The 23858-nt window shown below is 63.3% G+C and carries 22 protein-coding genes; 9 read left to right on the top strand and 13 right to left on the bottom strand.

Features of this window, described 5'->3' with window-relative positions; all coding sequences use genetic code 11:
• The first annotated feature begins 324 nt into the window (after positions 1-324).
• From ACI5KX_RS03725 to ACI5KX_RS03735, 3 genes are read left to right on the top strand one after another with little or no spacing between them, the layout of a single operon-like run.
• On the top strand, positions 325-984 hold the full coding sequence (locus ACI5KX_RS03725; RefSeq protein ID WP_406809328.1) for a Tim44/TimA family putative adaptor protein: 660 nt from the start codon (positions 325-327) through the stop codon (positions 982-984).
• Between the two features lie 41 nt (positions 985-1025).
• Positions 1026-2225: a murein transglycosylase A gene (locus tag ACI5KX_RS03730; RefSeq protein WP_406809329.1), complete on the top strand. Its 1200-nt coding sequence runs from the start codon at positions 1026-1028 to the stop codon at positions 2223-2225.
• Positions 2222-2791: a Smr/MutS family protein gene (locus ACI5KX_RS03735; protein ID WP_406809330.1), complete on the top strand. Its 570-nt coding sequence runs from the start codon at positions 2222-2224 to the stop codon at positions 2789-2791. Before ACI5KX_RS03730 ends, ACI5KX_RS03735 begins: the two co-directional genes overlap by 4 nt.
• Before the next feature lie 70 nt (positions 2792-2861).
• Here the strand turns inward: ACI5KX_RS03735 and ACI5KX_RS03740 are convergent, their stop codons facing one another.
• From ACI5KX_RS03740 to ACI5KX_RS03760, 5 genes are all read right to left on the bottom strand, one after another.
• Positions 2862-4391 (bottom strand): serine hydrolase, encoded by a 1530-nt coding sequence (locus tag ACI5KX_RS03740; protein ID WP_406809331.1) that lies wholly within the window; start codon positions 4389-4391, stop codon positions 2862-2864.
• A gap of 305 nt (positions 4392-4696) precedes the next feature.
• Complete coding sequence (katG, locus tag ACI5KX_RS03745; RefSeq protein WP_406809332.1) at positions 4697-6901, bottom strand: catalase/peroxidase HPI; 2205 nt, start codon at positions 6899-6901, stop codon at positions 4697-4699.
• 369 nt (positions 6902-7270) lie between these two features.
• Positions 7271-8860, bottom strand: a complete 1590-nt coding sequence (gene ahpF / locus ACI5KX_RS03750; protein WP_406809333.1) for an alkyl hydroperoxide reductase subunit F — start codon at positions 8858-8860, stop codon at positions 7271-7273.
• A 230-nt stretch (positions 8861-9090) separates the two neighbouring features.
• Entirely contained in the window at positions 9091-9657 is a 567-nt protein-coding gene (ahpC, locus tag ACI5KX_RS03755; protein ID WP_406809334.1) for an alkyl hydroperoxide reductase subunit C, read from the bottom strand.
• 50 nt (positions 9658-9707) lie between these two features.
• Entirely contained in the window at positions 9708-9869 is a 162-nt protein-coding gene (locus ACI5KX_RS03760) for a hypothetical protein (RefSeq protein ID WP_406809335.1), read from the bottom strand.
• Positions 9870-10112: 243 nt separating this feature from the next.
• Here ACI5KX_RS03760 and ACI5KX_RS03765 point away from each other — a divergent pair, with 243 nt between their 5' ends.
• Complete coding sequence (locus ACI5KX_RS03765; RefSeq protein WP_406809336.1) at positions 10113-11015, top strand: OmpA family protein; 903 nt, start codon at positions 10113-10115, stop codon at positions 11013-11015.
• A 97-nt stretch (positions 11016-11112) separates the two neighbouring features.
• Here the strand turns inward: ACI5KX_RS03765 and aroC are convergent, their stop codons facing one another.
• Positions 11113-12198, bottom strand: coding sequence for a chorismate synthase (gene aroC / locus ACI5KX_RS03770; RefSeq protein WP_406809337.1), 1086 nt, complete (start codon positions 12196-12198; stop codon positions 11113-11115).
• A gap of 78 nt (positions 12199-12276) precedes the next feature.
• On the opposite strand from aroC, the gene ruvA reads away from it, so the two are divergent.
• The 3 genes from ruvA to ruvB are packed head-to-tail and all read left to right on the top strand — an operon-like array spanning position 12277 to position 14476.
• Complete coding sequence (ruvA, locus tag ACI5KX_RS03775; RefSeq protein ID WP_406809338.1) at positions 12277-12879, top strand: Holliday junction branch migration protein RuvA; 603 nt, start codon at positions 12277-12279, stop codon at positions 12877-12879.
• A gap of 17 nt (positions 12880-12896) precedes the next feature.
• Positions 12897-13439, top strand: a complete 543-nt coding sequence (locus ACI5KX_RS03780; RefSeq protein ID WP_406809339.1) for a DsrE family protein — start codon at positions 12897-12899, stop codon at positions 13437-13439.
• Positions 13436-14476 (top strand): Holliday junction branch migration DNA helicase RuvB, encoded by a 1041-nt coding sequence (gene ruvB / locus ACI5KX_RS03785; protein WP_406809340.1) that lies wholly within the window; start codon positions 13436-13438, stop codon positions 14474-14476. The genes ACI5KX_RS03780 and ruvB overlap by 4 nt, the downstream gene beginning before the upstream one ends.
• A 604-nt stretch (positions 14477-15080) precedes the next feature.
• Here the strand turns inward: ruvB and ACI5KX_RS03790 are convergent.
• On the bottom strand, positions 15081-15932 hold the full coding sequence (locus tag ACI5KX_RS03790) for a hypothetical protein (RefSeq protein ID WP_406809341.1): 852 nt from the start codon (positions 15930-15932) through the stop codon (positions 15081-15083).
• A 130-nt stretch (positions 15933-16062) separates the two neighbouring features.
• On the opposite strand from ACI5KX_RS03790, the gene ACI5KX_RS03795 reads away from it, so the two are divergent.
• A complete protein-coding gene (locus ACI5KX_RS03795; protein ID WP_406811315.1) occupies positions 16063-16137 on the top strand; it encodes a hypothetical protein in 75 nt (24 codons plus the stop codon).
• 84 nt (positions 16138-16221) lie between these two features.
• On the opposite strand, the gene ACI5KX_RS03800 is transcribed toward ACI5KX_RS03795, so the two are convergent.
• The 5 genes from ACI5KX_RS03800 to ACI5KX_RS03820 all read right to left on the bottom strand — a co-directional run bounded on the left by ACI5KX_RS03800 (position 16222) and on the right by ACI5KX_RS03820 (position 21587).
• Positions 16222-16932, bottom strand: a complete 711-nt coding sequence (locus ACI5KX_RS03800) for a prolyl hydroxylase family protein (protein ID WP_406809342.1) — start codon at positions 16930-16932, stop codon at positions 16222-16224.
• 56 nt (positions 16933-16988) lie between these two features.
• Complete coding sequence (locus ACI5KX_RS03805; RefSeq protein WP_406809343.1) at positions 16989-17276, bottom strand: hypothetical protein; 288 nt, start codon at positions 17274-17276, stop codon at positions 16989-16991.
• 103 nt (positions 17277-17379) lie between these two features.
• Positions 17380-17841 (bottom strand): rhodanese-like domain-containing protein, encoded by a 462-nt coding sequence (locus ACI5KX_RS03810; RefSeq protein ID WP_406809344.1) that lies wholly within the window; start codon positions 17839-17841, stop codon positions 17380-17382.
• A 4-nt stretch (positions 17842-17845) separates the two neighbouring features.
• Positions 17846-20521, bottom strand: coding sequence for an aconitate hydratase AcnA (acnA, locus tag ACI5KX_RS03815; protein WP_406809345.1), 2676 nt, complete (start codon positions 20519-20521; stop codon positions 17846-17848).
• A gap of 163 nt (positions 20522-20684) precedes the next feature.
• On the bottom strand, positions 20685-21587 hold the full coding sequence (locus ACI5KX_RS03820) for a DMT family transporter (protein WP_406809346.1): 903 nt from the start codon (positions 21585-21587) through the stop codon (positions 20685-20687).
• Between the two features lie 180 nt (positions 21588-21767).
• Here ACI5KX_RS03820 and ACI5KX_RS03825 point away from each other — a divergent pair, with 180 nt between their 5' ends.
• Complete coding sequence (locus ACI5KX_RS03825) at positions 21768-23147, top strand: L,D-transpeptidase family protein (RefSeq protein WP_406809347.1); 1380 nt, start codon at positions 21768-21770, stop codon at positions 23145-23147.
• 3 nt (positions 23148-23150) lie between these two features.
• Here the strand turns inward: ACI5KX_RS03825 and ACI5KX_RS03830 are convergent, their stop codons facing one another.
• On the bottom strand, positions 23151-23831 hold the full coding sequence (locus ACI5KX_RS03830) for a murein L,D-transpeptidase catalytic domain-containing protein (protein ID WP_406809348.1): 681 nt from the start codon (positions 23829-23831) through the stop codon (positions 23151-23153).
• Positions 23832-23858: the final 27 nt, after the last annotated feature.

The raw sequence follows: 23858 nt of genomic DNA on the forward strand, positions 1-23858 counted from the left end.
GGTCTGTGATCTTTCGAAAGTGGGTAAGTGGACTTGCAAGCACTGCACCAGACAGGCGCCGGTTGAGGGGCTATGACTGATGTTTGTGTTTCGGCGCGCGCCTAGCACCCGCCGGGCGTGCCCGCAACCGGACGAAATGCGCTGATTCGGCAGCCAGGTGCAACCAAATGGGCGTTGGCGAATTGAAATTGATGCCTATTTAAGGCAGGTATGGGTTCCTTGAGGGAGCCACGGGGCAAACGCACAGGCGAGATTAAGGCTTGGACGTGTATCCCGGGACAAAATGGGCCGGCAGTTTCCGGCCGAAAAGGTAATCGGACCAATATGATTCTGGAAATCATCATCCTCGCAATGATCGCCGCATTCCTCGGCCTGCGGCTCTATTCGGTGCTCGGTCGCCGGGCCGAGCACGAAGAGGAATCGATCCCGCAACGTTTCGATGCGGGTGACGGCCAGGCCCCGAGCCCTGCGCAGCCGCAGGCTGCGGCTGCGGTCGCACCTGCGCGCGTTATCGCGCTCGACGGCATGATGCCGGCAGTGGAGCGCGGAATTCGCGAGATCGCCGATGCCGACCGCACGTTCGACCTGCCGAGCTTCATGGAAGGCGCGAAGGGTGCCTATGAAATGGTGCTCGAAGCCTTCTGGAATGGCGACCGCGACACGCTGCGCGAGCTGTGCGACGACGATGTCTACGAAGGGTTCGCCGCCGCGATCGACGCACGCGAAGCCGAAGGCCACACGCTTGAGAACAAGCTGATCCGGATCGAGGAAACGCGCATCCACTCGGCTTCGCTCGATCACCGGATGGCCCGTATCGCGGTGTTGTTCGTTGCCGATATCGCCGCCGTCACTCGCGACAAGGACGGCAATGTCGTCGCCGGCTCGCTCGACGATGCGATCGAAAGCCGCGACGTCTGGACCTTCTCGCGCAATGTCGCCGCACGCGATCCCAACTGGCTGCTCGACGAAACCGACGAAGGCTAATTCGTACCGGCACATCGGGCCGGTCAAGATAGGGAATAACCATGCGCATCGGGTCGGCACTGGCATTGCTGCTGTTGCTGGCCGGATGCGGACGGATCATTCCCGAAACCTCCCCGCCCGTAACCACGCTGCCTCCGGCGCCAAGCAGCGCGCTGGCAGCGGGCGTTGCGCCGCTCGCCTCGCTGGCATCCGCCACGCAAGGGCGACTGGACCAGTTGCAGGCTGGAGCCGACCTCGACGCCTTCCTGCTGTCCTGCCCCGTCGCGACCATTCGTGAGGACCTCTCGGGGCTGACCCGGCCCGGCGATTGGCGGGCCCCATGCGAAGCCGCTGCAAGCTGGCCGCGCGAGCGCGCCACCGAATTCTTCGCGACGATGTTCGTGCCGGTCCGCGTTGGCGACGGAAGGGCCTTTGCGACCGGGTATTTCGAGCCCGAGATCGCCGGAGGGCGCACAAGACAATCCCCCCGTGACGTGCCGGTCTACGGGGTGCCACGCGACCTTGAGCGCTGCTGGCGCGACGACATTTCCGAAGCCGAGCGGACCGGCCGCGCACCGCTCAGCCGTCGGCTGCCCGACGGTCGCTGCGTGGAGCATTTCACCCGCGCGGAGATCGAACAGGGCGCGCTCGATGGCAGCGCCCCCGTCCTTGGCTATGCGCGCGATCCGATCGAGTTCTTCTTCCTCCAGATCCAGGGTTCCGGTCGCCTCAAAAGCGAGACCGGCGAGGTGATCCGCATCGGCTATGCCGGGCAGAACGGCCACGCCTACACCGGGATCGGCGGCGTGATGCGCGAGCGCGGACTGTTCGGCGATGGGCCGGGCCAGTATTCGGCCTCGATGCAGGGGATCATGCAGTACTTGCGTCAGAACCCTGGCGAGGGCGCGGATCTCATGCGCCTCAATGAAAGCTGGGTGTTTTTCCGCGAGCTCGAGGGTGATGGGCCACTGGGTTCGATCGGGGTTCCGGTGCGGCGCGAGCAATCGGTTGCGGTCGATCCGCGCTTCGTACCCTACGGCGCGCCGGTGTGGCTCGATCTCGACCGCGACGAGGCGGACGGCATCTGGATCGCACAGGACACCGGCGGCGCGATCAAGGGCGCCAACCGCTTCGACACGTTCTGGGGCGCCGGGGCCGACGCGCGCGAGATCGCGGGCGGGATGAGCGGGCGCGGGCAGGCGGTGGTCCTGCTGCCCAAAGAAAGCGTCGAGCGCCTGCGCATCACGACCACCGCACGATGAAACTTCCACGCGGCCTCAGCGCCGAGGAGCAGGCAGCGTGGGCGCGGCTTGCCGAGAGCGTGACCCCGCTATCCGGTCGCACGCGGCCCAAGCCGCCCAGGGACGAAACGCCCTCGCGCCCCGCCACGGTTCAGCCAGTGCCCAAGCCGGTGGCGCCCAAGCAACGCAAGCCTGTACCCGGGTCGGGCCGCCCATCAGCACCGACGCCAAGGCGGCATTTCGCGTCCGAGCTCGATTCGCACTGGAACCGCAGGCTCAAGGCCGGGCGGATCGTGCCCGATTACACGCTCGACCTGCACGGCCATACGCTCGACAGCGCTTATGATCGCATCCTCAGCGGGCTCGACCAGGCGCGGGTGATGGACGCGCGGGTGGTGCTGGTGATCGCAGGGCGCGAGCGTCCGGTCGACCCGGCCGACAGGCAGCACCGGCGCGGGGCGATCCGTGCCAAGCTGCTCGATTGGCTCGCGGCGAGCCGTCATGCCGACAGCATTGCAGCGGTGCGCCGCGCGCACATCCGTCACGGCGGCGAGGGTGCGCTCTACCTGGTGCTGAAGCGCCAGTGATGAATCGGCGATTGGTCCCGATGGAGCTGCGATTTGCGCCGTATCCGATCCTGATCGATTTCGGCACCGATCAGTCGCTCTGGCGATCGAACTCAAGCCCCTGATACTTCAGATTTCGCACTTCTCCGCTCCGGGAAACGCCAAAGCTGATATTCGCTCCTTCGAGCGGAACCAGTTCCACCCTGATACTCTCCGCTTCGTTCCCCGATTGCGCGATCGCGCTCAGTTGACCATTCGTGACACGAAGGCGGCCATCTTCAAGGGTGATATCAACGGTCCCGAATCCCTTGTCGGCATAGGTGCCGACATAGGCAGTTAGCGGCTGGCTCAAGAGTGACGGGCGAGCGGCGATTTCTTCCCTTTGAGCTTGAAGTCGAACCCTTATGTCGGCTGCCCAACTCTTGATTTCAGCAATCTCGTCGAGGTAGCGCGACTTTGCTTCGGCGAGACCAAGAAAGCGGTCGTAGACGTAATTCGCCAGAACATCGGCATACTTAAAACCCACTGCCGAGTCGTTCACAAAGACAGCCACGCCAATTTCTTGATCCGGCATATATGAGACATGAGCTCTGGCTCCGGAGAAGCCTCCGAAATGATGAACCAGTTCGACGTCTGTGTCTCTGTAGGGCCCAATGTACCAACCCAAGCCATAGTGTTCGCGTTCATAGCCATTGAATTCGGTATCAGCCTCGGTCAGCCGTTGGCGCGTTGATTGAACCACACCGGATGGGAAAATCTGCTCGCCGTTCAGGCTGCCTTCCTCGACGAAGACCTCGAGCAATTTCAGGGCGTCATTGCCGCTCATGATCACTCCGCCGGCGGCATGCATGGTCGCATCCGTTTTTTCCAAATATGATCTGACGGTTCCGCCTGGTTCGAGTGTTGCGTGAGGCCGGGCAAGAGGCCAGCCCTCCTCTGCTGCGCGAGAGATATAGGCCGTAGTTCTCGACATCCCCAGTTTGTCGAATATCTCCTTCACGAGCATATCCTGCCAAGGCACGGAGCGCTGTCGCTCCACCAGCTTGGCGGCGAGATTGTAGTTCCAGTTGGTATAGCGAAACTTCCCGAAGCGTATCGAGCGTGACCGATTGCGCTGTGTCGAGCCGATAAGGTCCCAAAGCTGGTCGTCGGTATACTCGCCCGAATAAGCGGTACGGTGGACATAAGCCGGGTTCTTGATCCCCGAGGACATTGCCAGAAGGTGTCGCAACGTGATCCGATCCGTCGGGATCCTTCGCGAAAAGGGTGCGGAAGGCGCGAATTCGGAGATGGGTTGATCAAGGTCGAGTTCGCCGCGGGAGTCCATCGCTGCGAGCGCAAGTGCGAACATGGATTTCGTCGATGACGCGATGTAGAAAGCCGTGTCCGCAGTCACTTCTTCTTGCGTATCGATATCGGTGACACCGAACCCGGCAACACATTGACTTTCCGGGGTGTAAATCGCCAACGAAACGCCTTGAATGCTGGAAAGCTCGTCAAGGCCAGCGACTACTAGGTCTTCCAGTTCCTCGCAGTCGAGAGGCTCTTTGGGATTCTCGGCAGCGGCGGGTATTGCCATTGCCGACCAAATGAAACCGAAGAAAACGCACATAAGATTCATCGACGATTTACGAGTGATATTATCTCTCCCCCTTCTCGAGCCGGACCACCGATTGGCAGAAGGCATTTCTTGAACGACGCTGATGAGAGGCTTTTGATAGCCATTCGAGATTTAGAGGGGCTGAATATCCAATCTTCGAAGAAATCACCAAAGGGACTTAGGCTCGAAGGACAACGATTGCGTGCCTACCACCCGGTAAAGGCGGTCGCTCAGACTTGCACAAGAAAAGACCCCCGGCGTTCTTGCCGGGGGTCCCTTGCGACCCTGATCTGGGGGAGATCAGGGCTCAGGCCTGATCACTTGTCTCAGTGATATTTGGCATAGGTGAGGTCGAAACGGTCGGCGTCCATTACCTTCGTCCAAGCGGCGACGAAGTCCTGCACGAACTTCTCTTCCGCGCCGCTTTCGGCGTAGACTTCCGCCTGCGCCCGCAGCTGCGAGTTGGAGCCGAAGACGAGGTCGGTGCGGGTGGCGCGATAACGCTCCGCTCCGGTCTTGCGATCGGTGCCGACATAGTCCTCGTCGCCCGAGCCATCGACGGCTTCCCACTTCGTGCTCATATCGAGCAGGTTGGTGAAGAAGTCCGGGGTCAGCTGGCCGACACGGTCGGTGAACACGCCGTGCTTGGTGTTTCCGCTGTTCGCGCCGAGTGCACGCATCCCGCCGACCAGAACGGTCAGTTCGGGGATCGAAAGGCCCAGCAGGTGCGCCTTGTCGATCAGCATATCCTCGGTGCGGACGTTCGCCTTGGTCTTGAGGTAGTTGCGGAAACCGTCGGCAAACGGCTCGAGCGGCTCCCAGCTTTCGGCGTCGAACTGCTCTTCGGTGGCATCGCCGCGACCGGTGGTCACATCGACGCTCACGTCGTAACCGGCATCCTTTGCCGCCTTTTCGACCGCAGCCGCGCCGGCGAGCACGATGGCATCGGCCATCGAGATCGAGCCGCGCAGCTCATCCAGCTTGGCGAGAACCTTGCCGAGTTCGTCGCTGTCGTTCACCGCCCAGTTCCTGAGCGCGTCGAAGCGGATATGCGCACCGTTGGCGCCGCCGCGATGATCCGAATTGCGGTAGGTCGAGGCCGAAGCCCAGGCCGACTTGACCAATTGGGAAACGGTCAGTCCGCTGCCGAGCACCGCCGATTTGAACGCCGCGACGTCGGCATCCGAAGGCTCGCTCCCTGCGGGGATCGGATCCTGCCAGATCAGGTCTTCGGCGGGCACTTCCGGGCCGAGGTAACGGATCTTCGGCCCCATGTCGCGGTGACACAGCTTGAACCATGCGCGCGCAAAAGCATCGTCGAGCGCGGCCTGATCGTTGAGGAAGCGTTCGGAAATCTTGCGATATTCCGGATCGCGCTTCAGCGCCATGTCCGCCGTGGTCATCATCGTCGGGACCTTCTTGGACGGATCGCGCGCGTCGGGCGCCATGTCTTCGGGGTCCGGATTGATCGGCTGCCACTGGTTCGCGCCAGCGGGCGACTGGACCAGCTCGTAGTCGTACTTGAACAGCAGGCGGAAATAATCGTTGCCCCACTCGGTGGGGTTCGGAGTCCACGCGCCCTCGATGCCCGAGGTCGTGATGTTGCCCTTGGCAATCTCTTCCTCGTCATTGAGCCAGCCGAAGCCCTGCAGTTCGAGCACTTCGCTTTCCGGAGCGCCGCCGAAGGTCTCGGACGGGGCTGCGCCGTGGGCTTTGCCGAAAGCGTGACCGCCGGCTGTCAGAGCGACGGTTTCCTCGTCGTTCATCGCCATCCGGGCAAAGGTTTCGCGCATGTCGCGCGCCATGCCCTCTGCGTCGTGCGGATCGCCCTGCGGGCCTTCGGGGTTGACGTAAATCAGGCCCATCTGGATCGCGGCAAGCGGATTTTCGAGCGCCCGGCCTTCCTTGGGCTGGATGCGGGTGGCGACGCCTTCGTTCACCCACTGCTCTTCGGTGCCCCAATAGACCGACTCGGGCTCGAACACGTCCTTGCGTCCGCCGCCGAAGCCGAACACCGGGCCGCCCATCGATTCGATCGCGACATTGCCGGTGAGGATGAACAGGTCGGCCCAGCTGATGTTCTTGCCGTATTTCTGCTTGATCGGCCAAAGCAGGCGGCGTGCCTTGTCGAGGTTGCCGTTGTCGGGCCAGCTGTTGAGCGGGGCGAAGCGCTGCTGCCCGCTGCCTGCGCCGCCGCGACCGTCGCCGGTGCGATAGGTGCCGGCCGCGTGCCACGCCATGCGGATGAAGAACGGGCCGTAATGGCCGTAATCCGCGGGCCACCACTCCTGGCTGTCGGTCATCAGCGCAGTGAGATCGGCCTTGAGCGCGTTGTAATCGAGCGCGTTGAAGGCTTCGGCATAATCGAAGTCTTCGCCATAGGGATTGGCGCTCTTGCCCTGTTCGGTCAGGATGTCGAGCTGGGTTGCCTCGGGCCACCAGTCCTTGTTGGTGCGGCCCAACAGCGTGCGCATATCCGCACTGCCGTGAAACGGACAACCACCGCTCATATCGCCTGTCTTAGCGTCCATGGAAACTCTCTCCTCTTGAGTGTGAGACTCGGAACACTCCGAGCGTCATGAAGAGAAGATGGTCCTTTAAGGCTGATCAGTCCAATCGATTAAAATGCGCTGATTGATTGAGGGAATAGATTGAAATTGTTTTCTTTCGCCCTCAAACGCCGGGCGCGGGCCATCCGGCCCGCTTGGCTTCCTCGCATACCCTCGGGCGGCCGGTCGGCCTTGCGACGCCTACGGCGTCGAGACTTTGCCAAGAATCTTCGAGTTGCGGAGGACGGTCGCATTGCGACCGCGAGGGCGACCGCCCGCCCGCAGCGACGCGACCTTTGGGTCGCATGAGCGAGGAGGCAGGGCTGCTGATGCAGCCCTGCGCGCAGAAAACTACGCCGCCTGCGCGATGTCCTCGACCGGCTCGTTGCGGATGAGGTAGTCGAACGCGCCGAGGCCGGCTTTCGCGCCTTCGCCCATCGCCACCACGATCTGCTTGTCAGGCACGGTGCTCGCGTCGCCTGCCGCGAAGATGCCGGGCAGGTTGGTCGCGCCGTGATCGTCGATCACGATCTCGCCGAACTTCGACAGCTCGATGCCGGTATCCTCGAGCCATTCGGTGTTGGGCACGAGGCCGATCTGCACGAACACGCCTTCGAGTTCGATCCGGCGTTCATCGCCGCTCTCGCGATCCTTGAGCACGAGGCCGTTGACCCGCGAGCCGTCGCCGGTGATCTCGGTGGTCTGGCCGCTCACGACGATTTCGACGTTCGGCAGCGATCGCAGCTTGCGCTGGAGCACTTCGTCGGCGCGCAGCTTGCTGTCGAATTCGATCAGCGTCACGTGGCCGACGATCTTGGCAAGGTCGATCGCCGCTTCGACGCCGGAATTGCCGCCGCCGATCACCGCGATCCGCTTGCCCTTGAACAGCGGCCCGTCGCAGTGCGGGCAATAGGCCACGCCCTTGTTGCGGTATTCTGCTTCGCCCGGCACGCCGAGGTTCCGCCAGCGCGCGCCGGTCGCGAGGACCAGCGAGCGAGCCTTGAGCACCGCGCCGTTGGCGAAGGTGACTTCATGCATGCCGCCCGCTTCGCTCGCGGGCTTCAACTGCGTCGCCCGGGCGAGGTCCATCAGGTCGATCTCGTTCTCGCCGACCTGCTTCTTGAGGTCGTCGGCCAGCTTGGGCCCTTCGGTGTAGGAAGTGCCGGGAAGGTTTTCGATCCCGAGCGTGTCCTGCAACTGCCCGCCGAAACGCTCAGCGACGATGCCGGTGCGGAAGCCCTTGCGCGCGGTGTAGACGCCCGACGCCGCGCCAGCAGGTCCGCCGCCGACGATCAGGACCTCGTACGGATCCTTGGCCGACATCTTCTCGGCAGCCTTCTCGTCCGCGCCGCTGTCGAGCTTCGACAGGATCTCGGCGAGCTCCATCTTGCCGTTGTAGAAGCTTTCGCCGTTGAGGAAGGTCGCCGGGACCGCGAGCACGCCGCGTTCCTCGACCTCGTCCTGGAAAGTCCCGCCTTCGATCAGCGTGGCCGTTATGTGGGTGTTCTCAAGCGCCATTAGCGTCAGTGCCTGCACCACGTCGGGGCAGTTGTGGCAGCTGAGCGAGAAATACATTTCGAACTCGTAATCGCCTTCAAGCGCGCGAACCTGCTCGATCAGGTCCGCATCGACTTTCGGCGGGTGGCCGCCTGCCCACAGCAGCGCGAGCACGAGACTGGTAAACTCGTGGCCCATGGGGAGACCGGCAAAGCGAACCCACTTGTCCGCATCGCTCGCGCGGCGGATGATGAAGCTGGGCTTGCGCTCGTGCGTGCCATCGAACCGCGCGGTGACCATGTCGTGCAGCGCGGCGATCTCGGTCAGCAGTTCGTTGGTCTGCTTGGATTTCTCGCTGTCATCCAGCGAGGCGACGAGCTCGATCGGCTCGCGCAGATTGGCGAGGTATTGCTTGAGCTGGTTCTGCATGTTCGCGTCGAGCATGGATGATCCCTTCGAAAGAAATGCGTGAATTCGGTCTCCGCCCGATTGCCTCCGTCAGAGGCATTCGGGTCCGGATCGGGGCCGCCTCCGGGAGGGAGGGGGAGAGGGGGAGGGGCGGCGATCCGGACCCTTTTGCGACCCGAACCCGGATTAGGGGGGAGGGCTCGGGATTTCGGGCAGCGCGGTTTGGGTGGAGGAGAGGCCGCGCTGCCCGGTATTTCGTCAGACCCTTAGATCTTGCCGACGAGGTCGAGCGAAGGAGCCAGCGTGTCGCTGCCTTCTTCCCACGCGGCCGGGCAGACCTGGCCGGGGTTTGCGCGGACATACTGTGCCGCCTTGATCTTGCGGGTCAGTTCGTTGGCGTTGCGGCCGACGCCTTCGCAGGTCACTTCCATGATCTGGATCACGCCATCCGGGTCGACGACGAAGGTCGCGCGGTCGGCGAGGCCCATCTCTTCGCGCAGAACGTTGAAGTTCTTGCTCAACGTGTGCAGCTGGTCGCCGAGGAACGGGAACTTCAGCTTGCCGATGCGCTCGGAAGTGTCGTGCCATGCCTTGTGGCTGAAGTGCGTGTCGGTCGATACGGCGTAGACTTCGACGCCCATTTCCTGGAGCATCTCGTACTTTTCGCCCATGTCCTCAAGCTCGGTCGGGCACACGAAGGTGAAGTCCGCCGGATAGAAGAAGAACACGCTCCACTTGCCCTTGAGGTCTTCGTCGGTGACGTCGAAGAAATCCTTGCCGGCCTGGAATGCGGTTGCCTTGAACGGTTTGATGGTCGAGCCGATGATGCCCATGAGAGAGGTTTCCTTTATTGCTTTGCGTTCGAAAGAGACGACCTTAGCGGTCACGCTGCCCAAATAGGGTGTTGTGCATCGCACAAAAGCGAAATTGTGCGATTGCGAAGATCGGAATTTTCAATCGCTGAAACGGGAACAAAACCGATTGGTTCCAAGCCGGCAAAACGCGCTTCAGGCCAAAAACGGCGGTCTATTGCGGGCTCCAGCATCGGTTCACCCCCTGAAATGCGCCATTTTGCCGCACAGCATCTGGCGCTCGGCGGTTTGTTAAGGTGAAAGCAAGGTCGGTATGAACAATCGGGGAGGCATGATGTTCACACCGGCGGCATTCTGCCGTGCATCACATACAGCTCAATAACAGGGTCCAGGCAGCCGGGCATGCCACCGCGAGGGGCGGACGAATGTGCCGTGACACGCAAGCACCGGTTGTTACAGTTTGAAGGAGTAGCGTAATGAGTATCAATTCCAACAAGGCAGGGGCACTGGCTCTTGCAGCCGCGCTTGCCGTGACTGCACCCACCGCACTTGCCGCACAGGACCAGGGCGACACCGATGACGTCCTGACCACCGTTTACGGCACGGTCCCGACCGAGGGTCCCGAGATCGAAGGCGTCATTTCCGCCCGCAACGGCGACATGATCCAGGTCACCGGCGAAGATGGCCGCGCCCACATGATCACCATTCTCGACGAAACCGAGATCAAGGCCAAGGGCGGCTTCCTCGGCCTCGGCCGGACCAAGCTCGGCACCGAAGCCCTGCTGAACGGCCTGCCCGTGGCGGTCGAGACGCTGCAGGCGGATGGCAAGCTGTTCGCCGACGAGATCCGCTTCAGCAGCAAGGATCTCGAAATGGCAACGATGATCCGCAACGGCACCAACCAGCGCTTCAGCCAGAACGAAGCCGCGATCGAGGAAAACACCGTCGGCGTGGCCGAGAACGCCGCCGCGACCGAGGCCCTGCGTGGCCGGTTCGGCGACATCGACAAGTACAACATCAAGGGCACCACCAACGTCTATTTCGACACCGGCAAATACAACCTTTCGGCATCGGCCCGCGCCGAGCTGTGCGAAGCCGCCGAGCAGGCCGAATCGATGGACAACGCGCTGCTGCTGGTGGTCGGCTACACCGATTCCACGGGTAGCTACGAAGTGAACCAGGCGCTCAGCGAGAAGCGCGCTGGCCGTGTCGTCAACTTCCTCCAGCAGGAATGCGGCTGGAAGCCCTGGCGTATGCTCAGCCCGACCGGCATGGCTGCGGCCGATCCGGCGGCGGACAACAGCACACCCTACGGCAAGGCGCAAAACCGCCGCGTCGCGGTGAACGTGCTCGTCAGCAAGAGCGTCGACGGCATGTAGGCGCACGGCGCATCACGAAATCGAAAGGGGCGGGCAGCGATGTCCGCCCCTTTTTTGTCACGTTGGTTTGGAATTTAATCGGAAGCGGTTGCGAGACTCACCCGCACTGCGCGCGGTGGAGCATTTTGTGATCGGCCAGCACCAGCGCCATCATCGCTTCGACCACCGGCGTGCCGCGGATGCCGACGCAGGGGTCGTGGCGGCCCTTGGTGCGGATTTCGGTCGCCTGGCCGTCGGCTGTGATCGTTTCGACCGGCTTGAGGATCGAACTGGTCGGCTTGAACGCCACCCGGCACACCACCGGTTGCCCGGTCGAGATGCCGCCCGCCGTCCCGCCTGCATGGTTGCTCGCGAAAATCGGCTTTCCATCGTTGCTGGGACGCATCGCATCGGCGTTCTGTTCGCCGGTCAATCGTGCAGCTTCGAACCCGTCGCCGATCTCGACACCCTTGGTCGCGTTGATGCTCATCATCGCAGAGGCCAGATCGGCGTCGAGCTTGCCGTAGACTGGCGCGCCCCATCCGGCGGGAACGCCCTCGGCGACGCATTCGACCACCGCGCCCAGCGATGATCCGTCCTTGCGCGCCTTTTCGACCAGTTCCTCCCAGCGCTTCGCTGCCCAGCTATCGGGGCAGAAGAACGGGTTCTGGCCGATCTGGTCGTAATCGATCGCGTCGTGATCGATCCGGTCGCCGCCGAGTTCGCAGACATAGGCGGTGATCGTGACCTCGGGGATGATCAGCCGCGCGACCGCACCCGCCGCGACCCGCGCCGCAGTCTCGCGCGCCGACGAGCGCCCGCCTCCGCGATAGTCGCGAATGCCGTATTTCGCGTCATAGGTGTAGTCGGCGTGCCCCGGGCGATAGCTTTGCGCGATCTCCGAATAATCCTTCGAGCGCTGGTCGGTGTTCTCGATCATCAGGTGGATCGGCGTTCCGGTGGTTACCTGCTCGCCTTCTGCATTCTCGAACACGCCCGAGAGGATGCGGACCGCATCGGCTTCCTTGCGCTGCGTGGTGTATTTGCTCTGCCCGGGCTTGCGCGCGTCCATGAACGGCTGGATGTCCTTCTCGCGCAGCGGCAGGCCCGGCGGACACCCGTCGACCACAGCGCCAAGGCCCGGCCCGTGGCTTTCCCCCCAGGTTGTGTAGCGCAGCACGCGCCCAAAGGTGTTCACACTCATGCGCGTGTCTTTGTCGCAAGAGTGGGCAAGTGTCCATAATCTCTGGCGCAACGCGGCGGTTTACTCCAAGAACAAACCATGATTGCGAAGCTATCGGGCAGGCTGGACGAGACCGGCGAAGACTGGGCGATCGTCGACGTGCAGGGCGTGGGCTATCTGGTGCACTGTTCGACCAAGACGCTCGCGGCGCTGGGCGAGGTGGGCGAGGCGTGCACCGTCCACACCGATCTGCAGGTTTCCGAAAACGACATGCGGCTGCTGGGCTTTGCCGAAAGCGCCGAGCGCGACTGGTTCCGGATGCTGACGCAGGTGCAGGGCGTGGGAAGCAAGGTCGGCCTTGCGATCCTCTCTGCGCTTTCGACCGGAGAACTGCGCGATGCCTGCGCGGCGGGCGATGCGGCAAGTGTGGCGCGCGCGAACGGCGTGGGGCCCAAGCTCGCGGGGCGGATCGTCAACGAGCTGAAGGACAAGGCCGGCGCGCTGCCCGGTGGCGGTGCGGCTGGCGTCGGTATGGCTGCGCCGGTTGGAGGAGCGAGCACCGACGCGGTGAGCGCGCTGGAGAACCTCGGCTTCAAACCCGCCATCGCCGCGCAGGCCGTGGCGCGCGCGACTGCGGAATTGGGCGAGGGCGCGAGCGAAGGCGAGCTAATCCGCGTGGCGCTCAAGAAGGCGGCGGGGTGAAAGGAATGACGATGCGAATGAAAACGATACTGGCGCTGGCCGCACTCGCGCTGGCCGTCCCCGCCGCCGCGCAGCAGGCGGACATGTCGGCATTCAAGCCCGGTCCGGTGTTCGAGGAATTCGGCCCGCATGCTCCGGTCGAGGGGGTCAAGGAATTCCCTGACGACACCGAATTCGCGATCGCTTTCGACGTCGCGGCGAAGGCCGATGAGGGCGCGCGCAATCGCGGATTCGAAAGCGCGGCGCGGTTCATCAACATGCATGTCGCCGCCGGAGTGCCCGAGAGCAGTATCGACATCGTGGTGGTGGTCCACGGCAAGGCGGTGTTCGACCTCGTCACCGACGAGGCGCGGGCGGCGCGCGAAATGGAGCCGAATGCTTCCGCGGCCATGGTTTCGGCGATGCTCGACAAAGGCGTGCGCTTCGTCGTCTGCGGCCAGAGCGCGGCGGCCTATGGCGTGACCACAGCCGACCTGATCGACGGCGTGCAGATGGAGCTCTCCGCCATGACCGCGCACGCTCTGCTCCAGCAGCAGGGCTACACGGTGAACCCGTTTTGACCGACCCCGTCCCCCTCCACACGCCCGAGCCGCAGCCCGGTGATCCCGATCAGGCGCTTCGGCCCAAGACCCTGCGCGAGTTCATCGGGCAGGAGGGTGCGCGCGACAATTTGCGGGTGTTCATCGACAGCGCCAGGTCGCGCGGCGAGGCGATGGATCACACGCTGTTCTTCGGCCCGCCCGGCCTCGGCAAGACCACGCTCGCGCAGATCGTCGCCAACGAACTCGGTGTCGGCTTCCGCGCCACCTCCGGGCCGGTGATCGCCAAGGCGGGCGACCTTGCCGCGCTGCTCACCAATCTCGAACCGCACGATGTGCTGTTCATCGACGAGATCCACCGCCTCAATCCGGTGGTCGAGGAAGTGCTCTACCCGGCGATGGAGGACCGCGCGCTCGATATCATCATTGGCGAGGGCCCATCGGCGCGCAGCGTGCGGATCGACCTGCCGCCTTTCACCCTGATCGGCGCGACCACGCGGCAGGGGCTGCTGACGACGCCGCTGCGCGACCGCTTCGGCATTCCGGTGCGGCTCAACTTCTACACCCATGAAGAGCTTGAGCTGGTGGTGACGCGCGGGGCGCGACTGCTGGGGCTAGACATCGCCGCCGATGGCGCGCGCGAGATAGCCCGCCGCTCGCGCGGGACGCCACGCGTGGCCGGGCGCCTTCTGCGTCGCGTGCGCGATTTCGCTCATGTTGCAGGGGAGGGCACCGTCACGCGCGCCATGGCCGACGATGCGCTGACCCGGCTCGAGATCGACCGGCTGGGCCTCGATGCGATGGACCGCAAGTACCTCACCATGATCGCGACCACCTATAAAGGCGGACCGGTCGGCGTGGAGACGCTCGCCGCGGGGCTCGCCGAGCCGCGCGACACGGTCGAGGACGTGGTCGAGCCCTACCTCATCCAGCTCGGCCTGCTTGCGCGCACCGCGCGCGGGCGCGTGCTCAACGATGCGGGTTGGGAGCATCTCGAGATGATGCCCACCCGCCCGTCCGGTCCTGCGCAGGAAGGCCTGTTCGGCGACGGGAAGTGATCCGCTGCTCGGCGCGTTAACCTAACTTTCCGGCTAACTTGGCCCCCGGATCGGTTCCAAAACGGGACAGCGCCCCTGAAAAACCGGCCTTTTCGGGCCGTTTGGCGCGTTAGGCGGCGGTCAACATGGTTAACCGCATTGCCCTGCGATCCAAACGATCGGCATGACGCACGTTGAGTTGGTGAAGGTGCGGGTTGTCCGCTCCCAGCCAGCGATGAAACAGAAGGTGCGGTCCTATGTCGCTCAAACTCGCTGCTGCAAAGCTCTCCGCCGCTGTTGCCGGCGTGGCCCTAATTCAGGGCGGCGCGGTGCGCGTGGCCGAGCCGCTCAACACCGAGGATCCGCAATACACCACGAACCTGGATGGCAAGCTGATCAAGGGCGAGCCGCAGGCGATCAAGGGTGAACCGCTTTACATCAAGACGCGGACGCGCGAGCTGCCCAAGCCCGAGCAGCGCCGCCGCCGGATCGTCGAGCGCACGATCGAATGCCAGCCGATCGGATACGGACCGGCCGGCGGGGCCGGACAGACGACCCCGCTGCCAGCCGGGGCGACCGAGGCCTATATCGATCCGGAGCTGTGCCCGCCGATCCAGCAGATCGCCTACGCTGCGGCTCCGCTTCCCCCGCTCCCGCCGATCGCCGGCGGCGGTGGTGGAGGCCCGGTGGTTATCGGCGGAAGCGGTGGTTTCGGCGGTTTCGGTGGAGGATTCTTCGGCGGTTTCTTCGGTGGCGGCGGTTCGTCATCGGGCGATGTCTCGGTGGTGAGCACGACCACAACCGGCAGTTCGACGAGCAGCGGCGGCGAGCCGCCGTCTCCTCCTCCGCCTCCCGGGCCTCCACCGGGCCCTCCTCCGGGCCCTCCTCCGGGTCCGCCTCCTGGACCTCCGCCATCCTCGACGACGGGCGGATCGACGACCACAACCACGACGACCACGACTTCCACCTCGGGGAACGTATCGAGCACATCGTCGACGTCGGGTAATGTCTCCAGCTCGACTTCGGGCAACGTCTCGACATCGACGTCCGGCAATGTTTCGAGCACCACCTCCACTTCGGGGAATGTATCGAGTACGACATCGACCTCTGGCAACGTCTCCAGCACGACGTCCACAACGTCGGGCAATGTGTCGAGTACGACGAGTTCGTCCAGCTCGTCGTCTTCGAGCTCGAGCAGCAGTTCCTCGTCTTCTTCGAGCGGCGGATCGAGCGGCAAGCCGGGCAAGCCGCCCCATGGGGGCAGCAGCGGCGGATCGTCGAGTGGCTCTTCGTCCTCGTCCGGTTCCAGCTCCTCGTCTTCGTCTTCGAGCGGAAGCTCGTCGGGCGGTTCGAGCGGCGGCAGCACCACCGGCGGTTCTTCTTCGAGTTCGTCGAGCAGCTCCAGTTCGTCCTCGTCGAGCAGTTCGTCTTCGGGCGGCGCGACGAGCGGCGGCAGCACTTCGGGCGATATGAGCACCAGCACAAGCTCGTCGTCGTCCGGTTCTTCGTCGTCCAGTTCTTCATCGTCCTCGTCGAGCAGCTCCAGTTCTTCGAGCAGTTCGAGTACGAGCGGCTCTTCGAGCGGGACCGATGTGCCCGCGCCGCCGATGATGGCCCTCTTCGGCCTTGCCGCCGCCGCGATCCTGCGTCGGCGGAAGTCCAAGGAAAAACAGGACGCCTAGTCTTTCCTGTTAGTCTTTCAGTACCCGAAAGCAGAAAGGGCGGCCCCGCAAGGAGCCGCCCTTTCCTTTGGTGCGATGATGCTGTCAGACCGGATTGAGCAGGCGCCACCGCTCCTGCCGGTACCATTTGGTAATGATGTGCTTCGTCCCCCTGATGACCGGCGTTCCGGCATGGAGGGTCTTGGGGTTGGGAAAGCCTTGGGGTGTCATGTTGTTCCACACCAGCAGCGTGCCGACCTTGGGCTGGAACTTCAGTCCGAGCTTGGGAAAATCGGTCTCCCCGCCTTCGCGCGGCGCATGCAGGCAGATCATCGCGGTCCACGTCCGCTGGCCACCACGATGCGCCTCGTCGCGCCAGTATCCGTCGCCGACGTGCAGATAGTCGAAATGGTGCTTGAACTCCTGCCCGGTGCTGTAGCGCTGCCCCTGCATCGTTTCGGAATAGTTGTCATCGATGCCGAGCAGGTCGGAGATGTACAACTCGCAGCTGCGCGTCAGCGGATCGTGCGGTTCGAAATGATGCGTGAAGCTGGTGCGAAACCCCTCGCGCTCGGTCCCGCGATACAGCGTCGAAGGCGTTGCGCGGCGATTGATGACCTTGACGATCTCGTTGCAGTCGCGACGTTTCAGAAAGCCCTCGACTTCGAAGATTTCCGCGTCCGCGGTATCGATCCGCCTGACCGATGGATGGCGCAAGAGCCGGTCACGCACAATCTGGCCGAACCACGCAAGCTTGCGCGGGTCCGCCATCGGGTCGAGCCGGTTCTCGCGGGGTATCGCAGTCTGGTCACCCATGACTGCACGGACTAGCAGGGAAAAGGTTTAGGGCTCGCTAACCAAACGAAATTTGATCAGTTGCCGTTGGGATCGAGGCCTTGTCCGCGCCTCTGCGCGCGCATGGTCGCATCGCGGCTCTGGTTTGCCAAGGTTTCCCATTCCTCCTTCGTCGCGCAAATCCTTTTCTTGAACTTCGATCCGATCACAGCGGTACGGCGACAGATGATCTTGTCATCGTCATCGACTTCTTTTCGAGCCGCTACCTCCGACGTTTGGCTTGTGTCGCGAGCGTCCTCGGCATCATCAGCCTGCGGCTGGGCGGCGAGCAGGAGCGAGACGAGAAGGGTTGATGGGTCGATCATGGGGAATGCCTTTATTCGGTCGCGTAATGGAGAGGATCCAGCGATTCAACGCTGGCTATTGTTGGATAATTCCAGAAATCGCAGCGTTTTTCAATGACACGCTTTAATCGGTTGCTCCGCCCGCAGTTTTCCAAGCGATGAAACCACCCGCCAAATGGACTGCTGGCTCGCCCATGTGCTTGCCGAGACGTTCGGCTGCGATCGCCGAGCGCCGACCCGAGCGGCAATAGAGCACGATTTGCCGCCCGTCGTCATGGTCGAGCTTGGCCGGGTCGAACTCGTCGAGCGGAATATGCTCGGCTCCGGCGATCATGCCCCCGGCGACTTCATCGTCCCGGCGCACATCGATCAGGCGGATGTTGCCGCCTTGCAACATCGCTGAAAGCTCGCCGGGATCGATTTCGACAATGCTCGCCTCCACCGCCATATCGGGTGCATTGTGCGCCATCGCCAGTTCGAAGCCGAGCGGAACGCTGGGCGCGCTCTTGTCCTCGCCATTTTCGGGCGCGCAGGCTGCAAGCGGCAGTGCCGAGAAGCAGGCAAGGATCAGAGGGCGCGACAGCATTGGCTCAGGCCGCCGCGAGCTTGCGCAGTACGTAGTGGAGGATGCCGCCGTTGCGATAATACTCCATCTCGTTTGCGGTATCGATGCGGCAGAGCGCGGTGAAGCTGAAGGTCGATCCGTCGGCGCGGGTGACCTCGATTTCGACATCCTGCGCGGGCGAGAGGTCTGCAAGGCCCTTGATCGAGAAGGTGTCTTCGGCGGTCAGCCCCAGCGTTTCACGCGTGTCGCCTTCCTTGAATTGCAGCGGAAGCACGCCCATGCCGACAAGGTTCGAGCGGTGGATGCGCTCGTAGCTTTCGACGATAACCGCGCGCACGCCGAGCAGGATGGTGCCCTTCGCCGCCCAGTCGCGCGAAGAGCCGGTGCCGTACTCCTTGCCCGCGACGACCACCAGCGGCGTTCCGTCGGCCTTGTGCTTCATCGCCGCGTCGTAGATCGGCATCTGCTCGCCGTTATAGGTAGTGTAGCCGCCCTCGACGCCCGGAACCATTTCGTTCTTGATGCGGATATTGGCGAAGGTGCCGCGCATCATGACTTCGTGGTTGCCGCGGCGCGAGCCGTAGGAGTTGAAATCCTTCTTCGCGACCTGGTTGGACTTGAGGTAGGAGCCGGCGGGGCTGTCTTCCTTGATCGAACCGGCGGGCGAAATGTGATCGGTCGTCACGCTGTCGCCGAGGATCGCGAGCGGTTTTGCATCGACGATGTCGGCGATCGGCGCAGGCTGCATGTCCATGCCTTCGAAATAAGGCGGGTTGGCGACATAGGTGGAGCCTGCGCGCCACTGATAGGTGTCCGACGGCTCGACCGTGATCGCCTGCCAATGTTCGTCGCCGTCATAGACGTTGGCGTAGCGCTTTTCGAACATGGTGCGGTCGATATTGGCCGCACGGTGCTCGGCGATTTCCTTGTTGGTCGGCCATAGGTCGGCGAGCATCACGTCGTTGCCGTCCTGGTCCTGTCCGATCGGAGTGGTCGTGATGTCCTCGGTCACCGTACCCTTGAGCGCATAGGCAACAACGAGCGGCGGCGATGCGAGGAAGTTCGCGCGCACATCCGGCGAGACGCGGCCTTCGAAGTTGCGGTTGCCCGACAGCACCGATGCGGCGACGATATCGTTGTTGTTTATCGCGGCGCTGATCGGCGGAGCCAGCGGCCCCGAGTTGCCGATGCAGGTGGTGCAGCCATAGCCGACGAGATCGAAGCCGATATCGTTGAGGTGCGCCTGGAGGCCCGATTTCACAAGGTAGTCGGTCACCACCTGCGATCCGGGCGCGAGTGAAGTCTTGACCCACGGCTTGGGCTTGAGACCCTTCTCGTTCGCCTTCTTGGCGACGAGACCGGCGGCGATCAGCACGTCGGGGTTCGAGGTGTTGGTGCAGCTGGTGATCGCGGCAATCACCACGTCGCCGTCGCCGATATCGTGTTCCTTGCCCTCGACAGCGGTGCGGTGCGGCGTGTCCTTGCCGTAAACTGTCTTAAGGTCTCCGTTGAACAGCTCGTCGACCTCGGGAAGGATGACCTTGTCCTGCGGGCGCTTGGGTCCGGCGAGGCTGGGGACGACCTGCGCCATGTCGAGCTCGAGCGTCTTGGTGAAGACGGGTTCGTGCGTCGGGTCGAACCACATGCCCTGTTCTTTGGTGTAGGCTTCAACCAGCGCGATATCCTCTTCGCTGCGGCCGGTGAGGCGCATGTATTCGATGGTCTTGTCGTCGATGCCGAAGAAGCCGCAGGTCGCGCCGTATTCGGGCGCCATATTGGCAATCGTCGCGCGGTCGGCGAGCGTAAGGTTGGCAACGCCCGGTCCGTAGAATTCGACGAAGCGCCCGACGACGCCGACTTCGCGCAGCATCTGCACGCAGGTCAGCACCAGGTCGGTTGCGGTCACACCTTCGGCCATCCGGCCTTCGAGCTTGAAGCCGACCACTTCGGGGACCAGCATCGAGATCGGCTGGCCGAGCATCGCAGCTTCGGCTTCGATCCCGCCGACGCCCCAACCGAGCACGCCGAGGCCGTTGATCATCGTGGTGTGGCTGTCGGTTCCGACGCATGTGTCGGGATAGGCGACCATCTGGCCATCGGGGCCTTCGCTCGCCCACACGCCTTTGGCGATGTGCTCAAGGTTGACCTGGTGGCAGATGCCGGTGCCCGGAGGCACGGCGGAGAAGTTCTGGAAGCTCTTGGAACCCCATTTGAGGAAATCGTAACGCTCGGCATTACGCTCGTATTCGAGCGCCATGTTGGCTTCCATCGCTTTCGGATGACCGAATTCGTCGACCATCACCGAGTGGTCGATGACGAGGTTCACGGGCACCTGCGGGTTGATCTTCGCGGTGTCGCCGCCGAGCGCCTTGATCGCATCGCGCATTGCCGCAAGGTCGACCACGCAGGGCACGCCGGTGAAATCCTGCAGCAGCACGCGCGCCGGGCGATACTGGATCTCGCTGCCGGTGACCGGATTCTTCTGCCAGTCGATAATGCCCTGGATATCGTCCTGTCCGACGGTGAAGCCCTCATCCTCGAAACGCAACATGTTTTCGAGCAGGACTTTCATCGAAATCGGAAGCCTGGAGATGTCGCCCAGCTGCTCGGCGGCCTTGGCCAGCGAGTAATAGGCGTAATCGTTTCCGTTCACCGAAAGTGTCGAGCGGGTTGCGAGCGTGTCCTTGCCGATAGCTGTCATCGGGATATCCCATCCTTGTCTGCTGTCCCGTCCCAGTGGAGACTGGTCGGGGAGGGGGTTCCGGGGCGTGCCCGGAGGTCAATTCTTTGTGGAGCACCTGCTAGACTGCGGGTCAGTCGTCAAGGGGCTGCGCGGCTCTTGCGAGTCGGTTGCGATTGCGCGGCTAAGGTGCCGTTACGGCAGCCGGTTTTCGCGCTTTGCGCGTCGCGATCCAGCAGCCTGTTACGATCAGCAGCGTGCCCACGATTGTCGGCAGGGTAACAGGTTCGCGGAAGAACAGCCAACCCAGCAGGCTCGCCCACAGGAAGCCGGTGTATTCGATCGGTACCAGCGCTTGCGCTTCGGCGCGGGCATAGGCCCAGGCTATGGCCATCGCACCGGCGACCGTGAGCGCCCCCGCGCCGACGATCGACCACAACGAATCTGGCTGCGGCACCGTGCCGAGGAACGGGGCGAACAGCAGCAGCACCAGACCCCCGACGCCGCTGTGAAAGGTCGCTATCTCGACGGGTCCCGCAACCTGGCTCTGACGGCGGATCACGACAAAATTGTAGGCGTAGAGCAGCGCCGAAAACATGAGCGAGGCGATCCCGAGCAGGACTTCGGTCGACATGTCGGCACGTCCTAGCCTGCCGCTGACGATGACGATGGTACCGACAAAGCCGAGCAGGCTGGCGAAAATCGCCTTGCGCTGGATATGTTCACCGAGCAGCACCCGCGCAAAATACAGCGCGATCAAGGGCGCGACGAAGCTGATCGCGATCGCCTCGGCCAGCGGCAGCTTGGTCAACGCGTAGAAGAAGCTAAGCGCCATGAAGGCCGAGATGATCCCGCGCTCGATATGGAGCTTCATCACGCTGCGCGTCGGCCACCCTTTGCGCTGCGCCAGCCAGAAAGGGGCGATGATCGCCGCGCCGAACAGCGACCGCAGCACCGTTGCAGTGTAAGTGCCCACCGCCAGCGCCGCGTCTTTCATCAGCGCATCCATCAACGACAGGAAGCCCACGCCCAGCGCGGCGGCAGCGAACGGAAGAAAGCGGCTGGCGGAGGACGGCGGAGAGGACATGGCGGATCACCCTCTAGGCTCAAGCTCGCGCGTCGTCACGCCTGCATTGCCCGCGCGCAGTGAACAATTCATCGCGGGGAAAGCGATGCTGGTTGATAGAGGGTGGACAGCGGGGATATACTACGCGAAATTTAGTCAAGCCCGTGGTTTGCGGGCATTTCGGGGACGGTAGAGGCAGGTATGCGTAAATGGGTCGGCAGTCTGGCGAGCGGGATCGCGGCGGCGGCATTGGTTTCGAGCGGTGCTTTCGCCCAGGATGAGCAGGAGCCGGTCGAGACCGAGGCGGAGGCCCAGACGGTTGAGCCCGACGCGAGCTTCGACGAAGCCTTTCCGCAAATGATCTCCGATCCGATGGTGCAGGGTGATCTCGCGCCTCCGGGGCCGCTGGTGCAGCCGTGGTCGGTATTCGCCGCGCAGGAACTGATCGGTGTCATCGAAGGCATCGGAGCCGAAGGCCTCGACCCGCGCGATTACGATCTTCAGGCGCTCAAGACTGCCGTGGCATCCGGCCCATCCGAGGAACTCGACGAGCTCGCGTCGCGCAATTTCGTCTGGCTGGTCGAGGACCTGCGCGACGGGCGCACGCCCATGGATGCGCGTGAACAGTGGTTCGTGGTCGATCCCGATCGCGACACCTATCGCACCGGCGACCTGCTGGCCAAGGCGCTCGAGACCGGCGATGTCGCCGGCACGCTGATGGAGCTCAACCCGACCCACGCCGACTACGCGCGGCTCAAGGAAGAGCTTGCGCAGACGCCCGAGAGCGAAGTCGAAAAGCGCAAGCTGATCCGCGCCAACATGGATCGCTGGCGCTGGCTCCAGCGCGATCTCGGCAACCTCTACCTGCTTACCAATGTGCCGGAATACCAATTGCGGCTGACCGCTGGCGACCGGATATTCACCTATCGCACCATTGTCGGCAAGCCAGGGCGCACAGCGACGCCGCAGCTTGCGGAAATGGTCGAAGGCGTGGTCTTCAACCCGACCTGGACGGTGCCGCAATCGATCGTCGTCGGCGAAGGGCTCGGCAACAAGGTGCTGAGCAACCCCGCATGGGCCAAGCGCAACGGCTACACCGCTACCAAGGGCGCGAACGGCTGGATCAGCGTGGTGCAGCAGCCAGGGCCGGGCAATTCGCTCGGGCGGATGAAGCTGGAAATGCCCAATCCCCACGCGATTTTCTTCCACGACACGCCTTCGCGCCACCTGTTCGCAAATGACAACCGGGCGCTTTCACATGGCTGCATCCGCACCGAACGTGCGCTTGAGCTTGCGATCACGATGGCGATCCTCGGCAAAGGTGCGACCAAGGAAGAGGCGGTCGAGATTGCGACGTCGGGCGAATACACGAAGGTCCCGATCCAGCGGAAGCTGCCCGCCTACATCACCTATTTCACGATGGCGACCGACATCAATGGCGAGATGCGGACCTTCAAGGACATCTACGGCCGCGACGCCCCGGTCCTCGCGAGCCTCGACAAACCACGCGTCAAGGATCGCAGCAACGTGATCGATGATGAAGTCATCGTAATCGAGAACGACCCGCGCGACGGGGCCTAGGGCCTAGTAAGACCCGGGTGCGTAGCGCTGCAGATTGTTGGGATTTTCCGGCTGCAGCGTTTCGAGCGATCCGTCCGTCCAGCCGAGGCTGTCGGCATAGAGCAGCCGCCCGCCCGACAGGTTGAGCAGCGCGATCCGGAACTGTTCTTCGCCCAGCGCGAAACAGCCGTTCGAGCGGCCGAGCCTGCCCCAGCGATTGATATGCGAGGGCTCGGCGTAGGCCGCGCGGTGCATCACGATATAGCGACGCAGCGCGGCATCGTTGGTCGGGTCGAGCCCGCCGAGCCGCACCGAGGTGCCGTAGCGGCCCTTGTACCATTCCCATGTGACATAGGCGCCCTTGCTCGTCGCGTTGGAGCCTTCGACGTTGGAATAGCGGTTGAGCCAGCCGTCGTGCTCGGGATCCGATCCGGTGCCGTGGCTGACATGGAAGCTCTGCACTTCCTCGCGGTCGAGATTGACGAAGTGAAACCGCTTCTCGGCCGAATGCACCCCGAAATCGGCGATACCGACGATGTCGCGCTTCCAGATGATGTCGCCCGCACGGTCGAGCTCGCGCTTGGCCAGCGCGAACAGCTTCCGGTCGCGCGCGGAGCCTTTCTGCGGGGCAGCGGCAACGGTTGCGGGGAGCGACAATGCTGCGCCCGTCACCAAGCCGGTCTTGATGAGCTCACGCCTGTTCATGACATCTATACCTATAGCGCAATTCTA

Source organism: Erythrobacter sp. GH1-10, assembly GCF_045363165.1.
In the GTDB taxonomy this organism is placed as follows: Bacteria; Pseudomonadota; Alphaproteobacteria; order Sphingomonadales; family Sphingomonadaceae; genus Erythrobacter.

Bases quoted from the DNA above. Each gene is read 5' to 3' on its own strand.
- ACI5KX_RS03740 (WP_406809331.1), bottom strand. From the start codon at position 4,391: ATGAATCTTATGTGCGTTTTCTTCGGTTTCATTTGGTCGGCAATGGCA.
- katG (WP_406809332.1), bottom strand. From the start codon at position 6,901: ATGGACGCTAAGACAGGCGATATGAGCGGTGGTTGTCCGTTTCACGGC.
- ACI5KX_RS03825 (WP_406809347.1), top strand. From the start codon at position 21,768: ATGCGTAAATGGGTCGGCAGTCTGGCGAGCGGGATCGCGGCGGCGGCA.
- ahpC (WP_406809334.1), bottom strand. From the start codon at position 9,657: ATGGGCATCATCGGCTCGACCATCAAACCGTTCAAGGCAACCGCATTC.
- ruvA (WP_406809338.1), top strand. From the start codon at position 12,277: ATGATTGCGAAGCTATCGGGCAGGCTGGACGAGACCGGCGAAGACTGG.
- ACI5KX_RS03830 (WP_406809348.1), bottom strand. From the start codon at position 23,831: ATGAACAGGCGTGAGCTCATCAAGACCGGCTTGGTGACGGGCGCAGCA.
- acnA (WP_406809345.1), bottom strand. From the start codon at position 20,521: ATGACAGCTATCGGCAAGGACACGCTCGCAACCCGCTCGACACTTTCG.
- ACI5KX_RS03735 (WP_406809330.1), top strand. From the start codon at position 2,222: ATGAAACTTCCACGCGGCCTCAGCGCCGAGGAGCAGGCAGCGTGGGCG.
- ACI5KX_RS03810 (WP_406809344.1), bottom strand. From the start codon at position 17,841: ATGCTGTCGCGCCCTCTGATCCTTGCCTGCTTCTCGGCACTGCCGCTT.
- ACI5KX_RS03765 (WP_406809336.1), top strand. From the start codon at position 10,113: ATGAGTATCAATTCCAACAAGGCAGGGGCACTGGCTCTTGCAGCCGCG.
- ahpF (WP_406809333.1), bottom strand. From the start codon at position 8,860: ATGCTCGACGCGAACATGCAGAACCAGCTCAAGCAATACCTCGCCAAT.
- ACI5KX_RS03820 (WP_406809346.1), bottom strand. From the start codon at position 21,587: ATGTCCTCTCCGCCGTCCTCCGCCAGCCGCTTTCTTCCGTTCGCTGCC.
- ACI5KX_RS03805 (WP_406809343.1), bottom strand. From the start codon at position 17,276: ATGATCGACCCATCAACCCTTCTCGTCTCGCTCCTGCTCGCCGCCCAG.
- aroC (WP_406809337.1), bottom strand. From the start codon at position 12,198: ATGAGTGTGAACACCTTTGGGCGCGTGCTGCGCTACACAACCTGGGGG.
- ACI5KX_RS03725 (WP_406809328.1), top strand. From the start codon at position 325: ATGATTCTGGAAATCATCATCCTCGCAATGATCGCCGCATTCCTCGGC.
- ACI5KX_RS03800 (WP_406809342.1), bottom strand. From the start codon at position 16,932: ATGGGTGACCAGACTGCGATACCCCGCGAGAACCGGCTCGACCCGATG.
- ACI5KX_RS03780 (WP_406809339.1), top strand. From the start codon at position 12,897: ATGAAAACGATACTGGCGCTGGCCGCACTCGCGCTGGCCGTCCCCGCC.
- ACI5KX_RS03730 (WP_406809329.1), top strand. From the start codon at position 1,026: ATGCGCATCGGGTCGGCACTGGCATTGCTGCTGTTGCTGGCCGGATGC.
- ACI5KX_RS03760 (WP_406809335.1), bottom strand. From the start codon at position 9,869: ATGCTGGAGCCCGCAATAGACCGCCGTTTTTGGCCTGAAGCGCGTTTT.